Source organism: Azospirillum mesophilum, from assembly GCF_053470405.2.
The window spans coordinates 1-13,792 of record NZ_JBPXMQ020000057.1 but is presented as its reverse complement, the minus strand read 5'-3'; the positions used below and the strand labels follow the sequence as shown (position 1 = coordinate 13,792).

Below are 13,792 nucleotides of genomic sequence, written 5' to 3'. Positions count from 1 at the left end.
CGGACGAAAAACTCTGTTCTTTTCGTCATCCCCGCGAAGGCGGGGATCCAGGGCAACTCGGGAACCTGCCGGAATGCCCTGGATTCCCGCCTTCGCGGGAATGACGGAGAAAAGCTGCTTTCAGACCAACAAGAAACTCCGTCCGGAACGGGCCGCGCCTTGCCCGTGCCTTACTTCGTTTCCTGGATGCGCTGGACGAGGCTTTGCAGCTTCGGCGTGTTCGCGAACTGGGCGTAGACGGGCTTCATCGCGTCGATGAATTCCTGCTTGTCCGCGACCTCGACGATCTGGGCGCCGGCCTTGGTCACGACGTCCTTGGACTGCTGCTCGCGCTCGTCCCACAGCTTGCGCATGTAGGGGACGGACTCCTTGGCGGCCTTGCGGATCATGGCCTGATCGTCCTTCGACAGGCGGTCCCACACGACCTTGGAGAAGACCAGCACCTCCGGCGCCATGGCGTGCTCGGTCAGGGAGAAGTATTTGGCCGCCTCGAAGTGGCGCGAGGATTCATAGGACGGGTAGTTGTTCTCGGCCGCGTCCACGATGCCGGTCTTCAGCGCCGTGTAGACCTCGCCGAAGGGCATCGGCGTGGCGTTGGCGCCCAGCGCCTGGATCATCGCGACGAACAGGTCGGACTGCTGCACACGGATCTTCGCGCCCTTGAGGTCGGCGAGGTGCTTGATGGGCTTGTTCACCGTGTACATGCTGCGCGAGCCGCTGTCGTAGAAGGCGAGGCCCACCATGCCCTGGCTTTCCATGGCCGCCAGGATCTCGTCGCCGATCGGGCCGTCCAGCACGCGCCGCATGTGCCCGGTGTCGCGGAAGATGAAGGGCAGGGCGGTGACCATCGTTTCCGGCACCACATTGTTCAGCGGCGCCACGTTGATGCGCATCATGTCGAGCCCGCCGATCTTCAACTGCTCGATGGTGTCCTTCTCGGTGCCGAGAGCGCCGTTCGGGAACACCTTCACGCCCAGCTTGCCGTTGCTGCGCTCCGCGACCAGCTTGCCGACGTAGCGGACGGCCTCGACCGTCGGGTAGTCGGTCGGGTGGATGTCGGCCGACCGGAAGTCGCGCGCCAGGACGGGGGTGGCCAGCATCGCGCAGGCGGCACCGGCCGCGAGCAGGGCGTTGCGGACACGGCGGATGGAAAGGTGCATAGCGGATCCTCCTGTTCGGAAAGCCGTTTTCCGGCCCTGATGTTTTGCGCAGGTCTTGGGGGTGTGCTTTTTCGCCTAGAAGAGGAAGTCCTCCCGGACGGGGGTGAAGATGTCGAGCAGGACGCCCGGCTCCAGCGCGACGACGCCGTGCAGCGCGTTGGACGGCACCATGTAGCCGTCCCCGGCGCCCAGCCGCTCCGTGCGGCCCTCGATGGTCACGTCGAAGGAGCCCTTCTCGACCACGGCGCACTGGACGTGCGGGTGGCGGTGCTGCGGGCCGATGGCGCCGGCTTCGAACTCCACGCGCACCATCATCATGGCGTCGTTGTAGCCCAGGATCTTGCGGCGCACGCCGTCGCCCAGATCCTGCCAGTCCACGGCGGCGTCCCGGACGAAACCGTCGGTCTTCATGCTTCTCCCCCTCCGCTCAGCGGGCCAGCCAGCCGCCGTCCACGGGCAGGATCGTGCCGTGGACGTAGTCGGACGCGTCGGACGCCAGGAAGACCGCCGGGCCGCCCATGTCGGACGGGGCGCTCCACCGGGCGGCCGGGATGCGGGCCAGGATCTCCGCGTTGCGCTTCTCGTCGGCGCGCAGGGCGGCGGTGTTGTTGGTGGCGACGTAGCCCGGCGCGATGGCGTTCACGTTGATCCCCTTCGCCGCCCATTCGTTGGCGAGCAGGCGCGTGATGCCGGCGATGCCGCTCTTCGACGCGGTGTAGGAGGGCACGCGGATGCCGCCCTGGAAGGACAGCATGGAGGCGATGTTGATGATCTTGCCCTTGCGGCCCTGGCCGATGACGTAGCGGCCGAAGGCCTGGCAGAGGAAGAAGACCGCCTTGATGTTGACGTCCATCACCTCGTCCCAGTCGGCCTCGGTGAACTCCAGCGCGTCGGCGCGGCGGATGATGCCGGCGTTGTTGACCAGGATGTCGAGCCCGCCCAGCGCGCCCACCGTCTGCTCGACGAGGCCGGAGACCGGCGCGATGCTGGTGAAGTCGGCGGGAAGGGAGAGGAAGCGGCGCCCGGTGGCCTCGACCAGCGCGCGGGTCTCGTCGGGCGGGGTGCGGCCGGCCGCCGCGATGTCCGCGCCGGCCTGGGCGAGCGCCACGGCGATGGCTTGGCCGATGCCGGTGTTGGCGCCGGTGACCAGCGCAACCTTGCCGGACAGGTCGAAGGGGGTCTTCATGGTGGGGCCTCCGCTCACCGCAGGTCTTCCATGGGGATCATGTCCATGTCGGTGAAATCCTGGTTGTCGCCGGCCATGGCCCAGATGAAGGTGTAGTTGCGGGTGCCGACGCCGCTGTGGATCGACCAGCTGGGCGAGATCACCGCCTGTTCGTTGGCGACGACGACCTGGCGGGTCTGGCTGGGCTCGCCCATGAAGTGGAAGACGCGCGCCGGTTCCGGCAGGTCGAAGTAGAAGTAGACCTCGCAGCGCCGGTCGTGCGTGTGGCACGGCATGGTGTTCCACATGTTGTTCGGCTTCAGCATCGTCATGCCGAGCACGAGCTGCGCGGTCCGGCAGACGTCCGGGTGGATCATCTGGAAGATGGTCCGCGCGTTGGACTGGGCCGGGTCGCCGAGATGCACCTGTTTGGCCTGCTCGATGGAGATCTTCATCGTCTCGAAGCGGGCGTGGGCGGGGGCGCTGTTCAGGTAGAACTTGGCGGGGTTCGTCCGGTCCAGGCTTTCGAAGCGGACATCCACGCTGCCCATCGTGACGTAGAGGCAGTCGCGCGGGGCCAGCTCGTACACCGCGCCGTCCACCGTCACGCGGCCGGGGCCGCCGACGTTGACCACGCCCAGCTCGCGCCGGTCCAGGAAGTTGGGGGAGCCGATGGCCTTGGCCGATTCCAGCGTGAGGGGACCCGCCACCGGCATCGCGCCGCCGACCACGAAGCGGTCAATGTGGCTGTAGGTCAGGACGACCTCGTCGGCCTCGAAGATGGTCGGGACGAGGAAGTGGTCGCGCAGGGACTCGGTGTCGAAGTTGCGGACGGCGTCCGGGTGGGACGCGTGCCGAACGGTGATCTTCATCGAAGTGCTCCTCACGAGGTCGTTGTTGCCGGCGTCGTCGCGCCCGGAGCCGCGGGGCCGGGCGGGCCGGAGAAGAAGTACGGGTTCGATCCCTGGGCCAGGGAAATGGCCGACAGCAGCTCGTCCAGGTGGGTGGCCATGCGCTGTTCGGCGCGATCCGGGTCGCGGTCGGCGATGGCGTCCACGATGGCGGTGTGCTCGGCGATCACCTGGGCGATCCGCCCCGGCTCCGGCAGGGTCAGGCGGCGGTAGCGGTCCACCTGCACCTTCACCTGCTGGGCGAGGCCCCACAGGCCGGGGTAGCCGGCGATGTCGGAAATCAGGCTGTGGAACTGCTCGTCCGCGTCGTGGAAGCCGTTCCGGTCGCCGGCCGCGTCCATCTCCTGCTGCAGCATCAGGTTGGCGCGGAGCACGGCGATCTGGCTGCGCGTGGCGCGCTGTGCGGCGTGGCGCACGGCGGTCCCCTCCAGGGCGGTGCGGATCACCACGGCTTCCGGCAGGGCGCCCATGGGGATGCGCGACACGAAGGTGCCGGACTGCGGAAAGATCTCGATCAGCCCTTCGTCGGCGAGGCGCAGCAGGGCCTCGCGCACCGGCGTGCGGCTGACGCCGAAGCTTTCGGCCAGATGCTTTTCGATGATGGGCTCGCCCGGCGTGCGGCGCATCGCGACGATGTCGGCGCGCAACGACCGGTAGATCGTCGCCGTGATGGTGGCCCGTGATGGCACCTGCGGAGTCTTCGCGGCGCGCGCTCCTGGGCGCACCGCCGGCACAGGGCTGCCGGTGGCGTTCATGTCCGTCCCCCCGATTGCCGGCCCGTTTCCCCTTCCCGCAGGGGTCGCGCCGTTCCATTCGTTGCACAGGAGCATACTAATATATCAGAAAACCGCGCAAGCCTGAATTTGAGGGAAGCACAAACATTTTCCTGAAACGAGATCCCCCACGCGGTGTGGGCTTGTTGAGTGTCGTGATGATGGGGCTTGCCAACCTTTTGTGTGCGTGGCACACTAGTATGCAAGTTCAGACGATGGACGCAGACGACGGACGCCATGACCGCTTCCCAGTCCCTCTCCGCAGCCCTTGCCGCCGACCGCCCCGGCCCGCGCCAGCACAGCGTCTACGACGCGTTGCGCGCCGCGGTGCTGTCGGGCGAAATCCGGCCGGGGGAGGGGATTTCGGAAACGCGCGTGGCCGCCCGCTTCGGGGTCAGCCGCACGCCGGTGCGCGAGGCCTTCCGCCGGCTGGCCGACGAGGGGTTCCTGCGCATCGTGCCGCAGGTCGGCACCTTCGTGGCGCCCATCCAGTTGAGCGCCGTGTCCGACAGCCAGTTCATCCGCGAGACTCTGGAGTGCCGGACCGTGCGGCTCGCCGCCGAACGGGCGGAAGCGGCGGACATCGCGGCGCTGACCGGCCTGATGGACCGGCAGCGCGCGGCGATGGCGCCGGAGCGGCACGACGAGTTCTTCGCGCTGGACGAGGCGCTGCACGCCGAGCTGATCCGGATCGCCGGGCGCCCCGCCGTGTGGGACCTGCTGGTCACCGCCAAGGCGCAGCTTGACCGCGTGCGCGTGCTGTCGCTGCACAGCGAGGGCTGGACGACCATGATCTACGGCCAGCACCGGGACATCGTGGACCGCGTCACGGCGCGCGACGCCGCCGGCGCGGAGGACGCCATGCGGGAGCATCTGCGCACGGTCTTCGCCGCCGTGGAGGAGATCGCGCGGGCCAACAGCCACTTCTTCGAATCGTAACGCGTTCAAGCACGGAACAACGACGAACGGCGGCCGCCAAAGGCCGGGGACCCTGGGAGGGGCGCTTTCATGACGGATGCTATCGGACGGACCGCCGTGCCCCGGGGAGGCGCGCCATGCGCCTGAGCCCCGGCACCCTGTCCTCGATGCGGCCCGGCGTCGCCGTGCCGGCCTATGACCGCGGCGCGCTGACGACCGGCATCGTCCATCTCGGCATCGGTGCCTTCCACCGGGCGCATCAGGCCGTCTACACCGACGGCGTGCTGGCGCGGGAGTTCGGCCCCTGGGGCATCCTCGGGGTCAGCCTGCGCAGCCCCGACACGCGCGACGCGCTGGAGCCGCAGGGCGGGCTCTACACCGTTTCCGTCCGCGATGCGGGCGGAGAGCGGCTGCGGGTCGTCGGCTCCGTCACCGAACTGCTGGTGGCGCCGGAGGACCCGGCGGCGGTGCTGGAGCGGCTGACCCGCTCCTCAGTCCGCGTGGTGACGCTGACCGTCACGGAGAAGGGCTATTGCCACGACCCGGCGACCGGCGCTCTGAACGAGGACCATCCCGACATCCGCCACGATCTGGCCCAGCCGGAACGGCCGCGCAGCGTGCCCGGCTTCCTGGTGGAGGCCCTGGCCCGCCGCCGCGCCGCCGGGCTGGAGCCCTTCACGGTGCTGAGTTGCGACAACCTGCCGAGCAACGGCGACACTGCCGCCGGCATCCTGCGCCGCTACGCCGAGCTGCGCGATCCCGCCCTGGGGCGCTGGTTCGCGGACAGCGTGGCCTGCCCGAACAGCATGGTGGACCGCATCGTGCCGGCCACCACCGACGACGACCGCGACCGCGTGTCCGGCCTGCTCGGCCTGCGCGACGCCTGGCCGGTGGTGACCGAACCCTTCACCCAATGGGTCATCGAGGACCGCTTCTCCGCCGGCCGCCCGGCCTGGGAGAGGGAAGGGGCCGAACTGGTCCCCGACGTGCACCCCTACGAGACGATGAAGCTGCGCCTGCTGAACGGCAGCCACTCCACCATCGCCTATCTCGGCTATCTGGCGGGCTACGAGACGGTGTCGGACGCCATGGCCGACCCGGCCTACGCCCGGCTGGTCCGCGGCCTGATGGACGAGGAGGTGACGCCCACTCTGCGCGTGCCACCGGGCGCCGACATCGCACATTATAAGGACGCGCTGATCGAGCGCTTCCGCAACCCGGCCCTGCGGCACCGGACGTGGCAGATCGCCATGGACGGCACGCAGAAGCTGCCGCAACGCCTGCTCGGCCCCATCCGCGACCGTCTGGCGGCGGGCGCCCCCATCGACCGGCTGGCGCTGGGGGTGGCGGCCTGGATGCGCTACGTGTCGGGGACGGATGAGGCCGGAAAGCCCATCGATGTCCGGGATCCGATGGCGGTGCGGCTGGCCGAACTGGCGGCCGACGCTGGACCAGTGGCGGAGCGGCTGGCGCCCGCGCTGTTCGGACTGAACGCCGTGTTCGGCGACGACCTGCCCCGCGACCCCCGCTTCACCGGCCCGGTGACCGACGCGCTGCGGCGGCTGTTCGCCGATGGGGCGCGGACGACCGTGGCCGGGATGGCGTGACGTTTGCGGTTGCCCCCTCCCTCCCACACTGACGCGTGGGTCCCTCCCTCCCCCGCCTTCGGCGGTGGAGGGAAACAGGCCCCCTCTCCCGCGAAGCGGGGGAGGGCTGGGGAGGGGGCCGCCGGCCACTCAATTTTTCAAACCAGGAGAACCCCCTTGGTTGCCCTGACCGTCGAAAAGCCGCATGTGCTCGCCCTGAAGCCGGAGGCCGCGACCGGCCCGGTCGCGGGGGAGGTGCTGTTGCGGGTGCATCGGGCCGGCATCTGCGGCTCCGATCTGCACATCTATCACGGCTCCAACCCCTTCGCGATCTACCCGCGCATCATCGGCCACGAGTTCAGCGGCGAGGTGGAAGCGGTCGGGGAGGGCGTGACGCACGTTGCCCCCGGCGACCATGTGGTGGTGGATCCGGTGGTGTCCTGCGGGCGCTGCTACGCCTGCCGCGTCGGGCGCAGCAACGTCTGCGCCAATCTGGAGGTGTTCGGCGTCCACCGCGACGGCGGGTTCCGCAATCGGCTGACCGTCCCGGCCGGCAACGCCATCAAGGTCGATCCCCATCTGCCCCACGCCATCGCGGCCCTGGCCGAGCCCTTCTCCATCGCTGCCAACGTGCTGTCGCGCACGGGCATCGACGCGGGCGACACGGTGCTGGTCTATGGCGCCGGCACGGTCGGGCTGACGGTGATCCAGGTCGCCAGGCTGCACGGCGCCCGCTGCATCGTCGCCGACCTGGACGAGGCCCGGCTGGAACGCGCCCGGAGCTTCGGCGCCGATGTCGTCATCAATTCCCGCACCACCCCGGTGCCGGAGGCCGTGCGCGGCGAGAACGACGGGCTCGGCCCCACCGTGGTCATCGACGGGGCGGGCGTGCCGGCCCTGCTGGAGGAGGCCTGCCGCGTCGCCAGCCCGGCCGGGCGCATCGGGCTGCTCGGCTTCTCGCCGGCCCCCTGCAACATCAGCCAGCAGGAGATCGTGAAGAAGGAACTGACGCTGGTCGGCTCCCGCCTCAACCGGCGCCTGCTGCCGCAGGTCATCGAATGGCTGGAGAGCGGCCGGCTAAATCCCGCCGGCATGATCACCCAGACCTTCCCGGCCGACCGGGCCGCCGATGCCTTCGATCTCATCGAAAAGGACCCGTCCAGCACCATCAAGGTTCAGCTCAGCTTCGACTGACCCAAAAAAACACGCCAAGAACAAACGAATACAGGAGGAAACGCGCATGGTCCTGAAAACCCCCATCTCCCGCCGCGCCGTGACCGCCGGCCTCGCGGGGGCGGCCGCCATCGGGCTGGCACCGGCCATCGTCCGCGCGCAGGCGAAGACGACGCTGAAGCTCGGCCATCTCGGCAACGAGGACAACGTCTGGCACAAGGCCTCCCTGAAGTTCGCGGAGGAGGTCGCCCAGCGCACCAACGGCGCCGTGGAGGTGCGGGTCTTCCCCAACGAGCAGCTCGGCAAGGAAACGGACCTCATCAAGGGCATCCAGCTCGGCACCGTGGACTTCACCATCACCGGCGAGTCCCTGCAGAACTGGGCGCCGACGGCGGCGCTGCTGGCCGTGCCCTACGCGATCCGCGACCTCGACCATCTCGACAAGGTGGTCAGCGGCCCGACCGGCCAGAAGATCGCCCAGAACATCGAGGAGAAGACGCAGCTCCGCCCGCTCGCCTACTTCGCGCGCGGGCCGCGCAACCTGACCTCCAACCGCCCGATCAAGACGCCGGACGAGCTGGACGGGCTGAAGATGCGCGTGCCCAACGTGCCGCTGTTCGTGAAGTTCTGGGACGCGCTGGGCGCCAAGCCGACGCCGATGGCCTTCTCGGAGGTCTTCACCGCGCTCCAGAACCACACCATTGAGGCGCAGGAGAACCCGCTGGCGCTCATCAAGTCGGCGAGCTTCTTCGAGGTCCAGAAATACCTGAACCTGACCGAGCATGTGATCTCCTGGATCTATCTGGTGGGCGGCGCCAAGAAGCTGGGCCGCCTGCCGGCCGACCAGCAGAAGGCCATCATGGAAGCCGCGAAGGCCGCCCAGGCGCATGAACGGCAGCTCTTCCTTGCCGACGAGAAACAGCTCGCCGCCGACCTGAAGGCCAAGGGGATGGAGTTCGTGGCGGTCGACAAGGACGCCTTTGCGAAGAAGGGCAGGGAGGCCGTGGTCGCCGCCCTCGATCCCGCGATCAAGCCGCTCTACGACGAGATCGTCGCGGTGTAAGGGCATCATTCCCTCTCCCCTCCGGGGAGAGGGTTAGGGTGAGGGGGTCTTGCGGCGCTGGAGCGTCCGGCACACGCGCATCCCCCTCACCCCGCCCCTCCCCCCGGAGGGGAGAGGGAGAATTCCTTCATCCCGGAGAATCCCGATGCGCAAGGTCCTGGCGGGTCTGGTCGTGGCGGTGCGTGCGTTGTGCCGGTACGGCACGCTCGCGGCCTTCGCCGTGCTGATCGGCGTCGTTCTGCTTCAGGTGCTCGGCCGCGTGCCGGGCATCCGGTCCCCGGCCTGGACGGAGGAAGTGGCGCGTTTCGCGCTGGTCTACCTCGTGGCCTTTTCCTGCGGGCTGGCGCTGCTGCGCGGCGAGCTGGTGAACGTGGACCTGTTCGTGGCTCCCCTGCCGGAATCGGCGCGCCGCGTCGTGGACCGGCTTGTGGACGCCATCGTCCTGGTCTTCGCGCTGGCGATCATTCCCGGCGCCTGGGACTACGTGGTCGGCAGCTTCGGGGAGCGGGCGCGGTCCATCGACCTGCCGATGGTGGCGATCTACGTGGTCGCGCTGATCATCCCGGTGTCGCTGGCCTTCTTCTCGATCGTGCGCCTGCTGGGTCTCGCGCGCGCCGAGCATTACACTATGGAACGAGGGGAGCTGGTCTGATGCTGGTCACGGCGCTGTTCGGCAGCTTCGCCATCGCCCTGATCCTCGGCGTGCCGGTCGGCATCGCCCTGGGGCTGTCCTCGGCGGTCTATCTCTTCCTGGCGGACATCGACCTGACGGTCGTGCCGCAGTTCATGTACGCGGGCATGGACAGCTTCGTGCTGCTGTGCATCCCCGGCTTCGTGCTGGCCGGCAACCTGATGAACGGGGGCGGCATCACCGACCAGATCGTGCGCTTCGGCAACGGGCTGGTCGGGCACATCCGCGGCGGGCTGGGGCTCGCCAACGTCACCGGTTCCATGATCTTCGCGGGCATCTCCGGCACGGCGGTGGCGGAGACGGCCTCCATCGGCGCCGTCATGATCCCGGCGATGAGCAAGTCCGGCTACGACAAGGCCTTCTCCGCGGCGGTGACGGCGGCGGCCTCCACCGTCGGGCCGATCATCCCGCCCAGTGTTCCCATGATCATCGTCGGCACGCTGACCGGCCTGTCCGTCGGCAAGATGTTCATGGCCGGGGCCATTCCGGGCCTGCTGCTCGGCATCGGGATGATGATCACGGTCTACATCCTGGCGCGCAGGCGCAACTACCCCAAGGGGACCTGGGTCGGCTTCCGGGAGCTGATCCGCTCCAGCCGCGCCGCCGCCTGGGCGCTGCTGATGACCGGCATCATCCTGTTCGGCATCGTCGGCGGATTCTTCACGCCCACCGAGGCCTCCGTCGTCGCGGCGCTCTACGCCTTCGTGATCGGGCTGTTCGTCTACAAGGGCTTCCGCCTGCGCGACGTGCCGGGGATCATGCTGGAAAGCGCCATCGGGTCCGGCGGGCTGATCCTGCTGGTGGGCCTCGCCAACGTCTTCGGCTGGATCCTGACCAGCGAGCAGATCCCCCAGGCCATCGCGGCGGGCATGCTGTCGATGACGTCCAACAAGTACGTCATCATCCTGCTGATCAACATCCTGCTGCTGATCGTCGGCACCTTCATGGAGACGATCGCGGCGCTGATCATCCTGTTCCCGCCGTTGCTGGCGGTGGCGACGCAGGTGGGCATCGACCCGATCCACTTCGCCACCTTCGCGGTGCTGAACCTGATGATCGGGCTGACCACCCCGCCGGTCGGCGTCTGCCTGTTCGTCGCGGCCAACATCGCCAGGATTTCGCTGGGCGAGATCAGCCGCGCGATCTGGCCCTTCCTGGTCTGCAACATCCTGATCCTTTTCCTGGTGTCCTACATCCCGGCGCTGTCGCTCTGGCTGCCGAACCTGTTGTTCCGCTGAGGCGGACGAGCTTTCGAGGGAGATTTTCCATGGAACAGACCTGGCGTTGGTTCGGCCCGGACGATGTGATCCGGCTCGACCACATCCGGCAGACCGGTGCCACCGGCATCGTCACCGCCCTTCACCAGATCCCCTACGGCGTCGTCTGGTCGGTCGAGGAGATCGAGAAGCGCAAGGCCATGATCGCCGCCGACCCCTCGCTCGGCCTGCGCTGGAGCGTGGTGGAAAGCCTGCCGATCCACGAATCCATCAAGATCGGCGAGGGCGACCTGACGCCGCTGTTCGACAACTACCGCCAGTCGCTGCGCAACCTCGCGGCCTGCGGGGTGACGACGGTCTGCTACAACTTCATGCCGGTGCTGGATTGGACCCGCACCGACCTCGCCGCTCCGGTGCCGGGCGGCGGGCGGTCGCTGCGCTTCAACGCGCACGAGCACGCCGCTTTCGACGTCTTCATGCTCCAGCGGCCGGGGGCGGAGGACGACCACTCCCCCGACGTGCTGGCCCGTGCCCGCGTCTGGTTCGACACGGCGTCGGAGGACGACAAGCGCAAGCTGCTCGCCAACATCATGGCCGGCCTGCCGGGCGCCTTCGACCGCTACGACATCCCGGGCCTGCGCAAGATGCTGGACCGCTACAAGGGCATGACCCGCGACGGCTTGCGCGAGACGCTCGCCCGCTTCCTGCGCGAGGTGATCCCGACGGCGGAGGAGGTGGGCATCCGCATGTGCATCCACCCCGACGATCCGCCGCGCCCGCTGATGGGCCTGCCGCGCATCGTCAGCAACGAGGACGACCTCGCCTTCATCGTGAACGTGATCGACTCCGACGCCAACGGCATCACCTTCTGCACGGGCTCGCTGGGGGCGGGGCGGGACAACGACGTGCCGGCCATGGCGAAGCGGTTCGCGCCGAAGGTCACCTTCGCCCATCTGCGCAACGTCGCCAAGGAACCGGACGGCTCCTTCCAGGAAGCCGACCATCTCGGCGGCGACGTGGACATGGTGTCGGTCGTCACCACGCTCCTGGAGGAGCAGAAGCGCCGCCGCGATGCCGGCGATCCGCGCTGGCGCATTCCCTTCCGCCCCGACCATGGGCACGAGCTGCTGGACGACGTGGGCAAGAAGACCCACCCCGGCTATCCGGCCATCGGCCGCCTGCGCGGGCTCGCCGAGATCCGCGGCGTCATGACCGCCGTGGCCTCCATGCGCCAGCTTCCGGTGTGACCATGGAGACCTTCGACGACGTCCGGATCGGCCGGCCGGAGCTGGAAGGCTTCATCGCCGACCTGCTGGCCAAGGCCGGCGCGCGCCGCGACGGGGCGGAGGCGACGGCCCGCGCGGTCGTGGACGCCTCCGCCCGGGCCTTCGACACGCACGGGGTGCGGCTGGTGCCGCACTACGTCGAGTCCCTGACCTCGGGCCGGGTCAACGGCGCGCCGGACATGCGCTTCACCCGCCAGGCCGCAGCCGTCGGCCACTTGGATGCCGACGACGGACTCGGCCATCTCGCCAGCTACCGTGCCGTCGAGGAGGGCATCGCCATGGCGCGGGAGACCGGCATCGCGGCGGTGGCCGTGGCCCGCTCCTCCCATCACGGGGCCACGGGCTGCTACACGCTGGCGGCGGCGCAGCAGGGCTTCGCCGCCATCGGCATGACCCATTCCGACGCCATCGTTGTGCCGCACGACGGGCTGAAGCCCTTCCACGGCACCAACCCGATCAGCTTCGCGCTGCCCGTGGCGGGGGAGGAGCCGATGCTGCTGGACATGGCGACCAGCAGCATCCCGCTGAACCGCGTCTTCCTGCGCCGCGCCACCGGCCAGCCCTTGCCGCCGGAGGTCGCGGTCGATTCGGACGGTGCCGTCACCACGGATCCGCACCGGGCCGCCGCCCTCATGCCGCTCGGCGGGACGACTTACGGCTACAAGGGGGCGGGGCTGGCGACGATGGTGGACGTCCTCTGCTCCGCCTTCACCGGCATGGCGCATGGCGCGGCGCTGCCGGCCTTCACCGGCACCGACGAGTCCCAGCCGGTCTCGCTCGGGCACTTCTTCATCATCCTGCGGCCGGAGATGTTCCAACCGCTTGCTTTGTTCGACGCCCGCGTTGCCGCCTTCCTGGCCGACCTGCGCGCCCAGCCGGCCAAGCCCGGCGCGCGCGTCATGGCGCCCGGCGACCCGGAGCGCGAGGCCCAGGCCGACCGTCGCGCCAATGGCATTCCGGTCGACATTGCGACCTGGAAAACCCTTCAGAATCTCGCGACGCGGCACGGCTGCGTCGCGCCCGTCCCTTTCTTTTCACAGCCCGGACCATCCGCCTGACCGCTATTTTCCTTTTGATTCCCGCCGCTTACGCCCACATCGCAATTGAATCGGCCGGGGGGATGAAAAGCTATGGCAAAAGCGCCACATTCAATTAAAATCGAGTGGCGGCGCCGGCCCGTCAGGACCGGCGCTCAGATGGAAAAGGGATTGAGGAATGAACAGGCGCCAGAATCCGCGACACGCCGCCGCCATGCTGTTCCGCGTGGTTGCCGCGAACGGACGCTGCGACATCCGACCGATCCAAGAGCCTCCCAAGAGCACGCAGGAGCTTGAGCTTGAGCGCTTCCTGCAGGACGGGTGCTTGCCGAACGCGGCGGCGAAGCGGGCAGAAACGGTCCGCGCCTAACAAAATGCCGCAGGCGCCGCAAAAAGCGCTTGCGCGGTTTGGCCGACCGGCCTATAACCCGCCTCCCCGACGCGGCGCAGCTGACGAAGACGGCGCGGCGGAAGGGAAGCGGAAGTCAAGATGCAGTAAAGTTTAGCCGGCGTGAAAACAAAGGCTTGACAGCGCAAGTCGAAGCTTCTAGAAACGGCGCCTCACCGCGCCGCCCCAGGGTGGGGCCGGAACGGTGGCGCAGCGGTCTTCGGATCGCGGGTTCTTGGAAATTGTGGATACCGTGTTGTGAGAAGGGATGCGCAGGCGGCGGTGTTTTGAGCCGTTGGCCGCGGACCGGTTCCTCTGGTTGGGGGATCGGCATCGCGGGTCGTCTGAGAGCATCCTGGTCAAGCAGTAAGAGACTTCAGTTTCGAAAGCTTGGGTGAGGGCGCTTGAGGCGACCCTGTCAAGT

General features: G+C 68.6%; 14 protein-coding genes. 9 read left to right on the top strand and 5 right to left on the bottom strand.

What is annotated here, in order from left to right; translation table 11 throughout:
* Positions 1-170: 170 nt before the first annotated feature.
* The 5 genes from ACSVC7_RS29675 to ACSVC7_RS29655 all read right to left on the bottom strand — a co-directional run bounded on the left by ACSVC7_RS29675 (position 171) and on the right by ACSVC7_RS29655 (position 3,991).
* Positions 171-1,160 (bottom strand): TRAP transporter substrate-binding protein, encoded by a 990-nt coding sequence (locus ACSVC7_RS29675; RefSeq protein WP_448206974.1) that lies wholly within the window; start codon positions 1,158-1,160, stop codon positions 171-173.
* A 75-nt stretch (positions 1,161-1,235) separates the two neighbouring features.
* A complete protein-coding gene (locus ACSVC7_RS29670; protein ID WP_448206973.1) occupies positions 1,236-1,571 on the bottom strand; it encodes a cupin domain-containing protein in 336 nt (111 codons plus the stop codon).
* 16 nt (positions 1,572-1,587) lie between these two features.
* Positions 1,588-2,346 carry a 2-dehydro-3-deoxy-D-gluconate 5-dehydrogenase KduD gene (kduD, locus tag ACSVC7_RS29665; protein WP_448206972.1) on the bottom strand — a complete coding sequence of 253 codons (759 nt, stop codon included), beginning with the start codon at positions 2,344-2,346 and terminating at the stop codon, positions 1,588-1,590.
* A gap of 14 nt (positions 2,347-2,360) precedes the next feature.
* Positions 2,361-3,197, bottom strand: coding sequence for a 5-dehydro-4-deoxy-D-glucuronate isomerase (kduI, locus tag ACSVC7_RS29660; RefSeq protein ID WP_448206971.1), 837 nt, complete (start codon positions 3,195-3,197; stop codon positions 2,361-2,363).
* An 11-nt stretch (positions 3,198-3,208) separates the two neighbouring features.
* Positions 3,209-3,991 (bottom strand): GntR family transcriptional regulator, encoded by a 783-nt coding sequence (locus ACSVC7_RS29655; protein WP_448206970.1) that lies wholly within the window; start codon positions 3,989-3,991, stop codon positions 3,209-3,211.
* A gap of 255 nt (positions 3,992-4,246) precedes the next feature.
* Here ACSVC7_RS29655 and ACSVC7_RS29650 point away from each other — a divergent pair, with 255 nt between their 5' ends.
* From ACSVC7_RS29650 to ACSVC7_RS29610, 9 genes are all read left to right on the top strand, one after another.
* Positions 4,247-4,948, top strand: coding sequence for a GntR family transcriptional regulator (locus tag ACSVC7_RS29650; RefSeq protein WP_448206969.1), 702 nt, complete (start codon positions 4,247-4,249; stop codon positions 4,946-4,948).
* A 116-nt stretch (positions 4,949-5,064) separates the two neighbouring features.
* Positions 5,065-6,534: a mannitol dehydrogenase family protein gene (locus ACSVC7_RS29645; protein WP_448206968.1), complete on the top strand. Its 1,470-nt coding sequence runs from the start codon at positions 5,065-5,067 to the stop codon at positions 6,532-6,534.
* A gap of 156 nt (positions 6,535-6,690) precedes the next feature.
* Positions 6,691-7,707 carry a Zn-dependent oxidoreductase gene (locus tag ACSVC7_RS29640; RefSeq protein WP_448206967.1) on the top strand — a complete coding sequence of 339 codons (1,017 nt, stop codon included), beginning with the start codon at positions 6,691-6,693 and terminating at the stop codon, positions 7,705-7,707.
* A gap of 46 nt (positions 7,708-7,753) precedes the next feature.
* Positions 7,754-8,749 carry a TRAP transporter substrate-binding protein gene (locus ACSVC7_RS29635; RefSeq protein ID WP_448206966.1) on the top strand — a complete coding sequence of 332 codons (996 nt, stop codon included), beginning with the start codon at positions 7,754-7,756 and terminating at the stop codon, positions 8,747-8,749.
* Between the two features lie 145 nt (positions 8,750-8,894).
* Positions 8,895-9,401 (top strand): TRAP transporter small permease, encoded by a 507-nt coding sequence (locus tag ACSVC7_RS29630; RefSeq protein WP_448206965.1) that lies wholly within the window; start codon positions 8,895-8,897, stop codon positions 9,399-9,401.
* The gene (locus tag ACSVC7_RS29625) at positions 9,401-10,678 is read left to right on the top strand and encodes a TRAP transporter large permease (protein ID WP_448206964.1); all 1,278 of its coding nucleotides are present in this window, start codon (positions 9,401-9,403) and stop codon (positions 10,676-10,678) included. The genes ACSVC7_RS29630 and ACSVC7_RS29625 overlap by 1 nt, the downstream gene beginning before the upstream one ends.
* Positions 10,679-10,707: 29 nt before the next feature.
* On the top strand, positions 10,708-11,904 hold the full coding sequence (gene uxuA, locus ACSVC7_RS29620) for a mannonate dehydratase (protein ID WP_448206963.1): 1,197 nt from the start codon (positions 10,708-10,710) through the stop codon (positions 11,902-11,904).
* Between the two features lie 2 nt (positions 11,905-11,906).
* A complete protein-coding gene (locus ACSVC7_RS29615) occupies positions 11,907-13,001 on the top strand; it encodes an Ldh family oxidoreductase (RefSeq protein WP_448206962.1) in 1,095 nt (364 codons plus the stop codon).
* A gap of 157 nt (positions 13,002-13,158) precedes the next feature.
* On the top strand, positions 13,159-13,350 hold the full coding sequence (locus ACSVC7_RS29610; RefSeq protein ID WP_448206961.1) for a hypothetical protein: 192 nt from the start codon (positions 13,159-13,161) through the stop codon (positions 13,348-13,350).
* Positions 13,351-13,792: the final 442 nt, after the last annotated feature.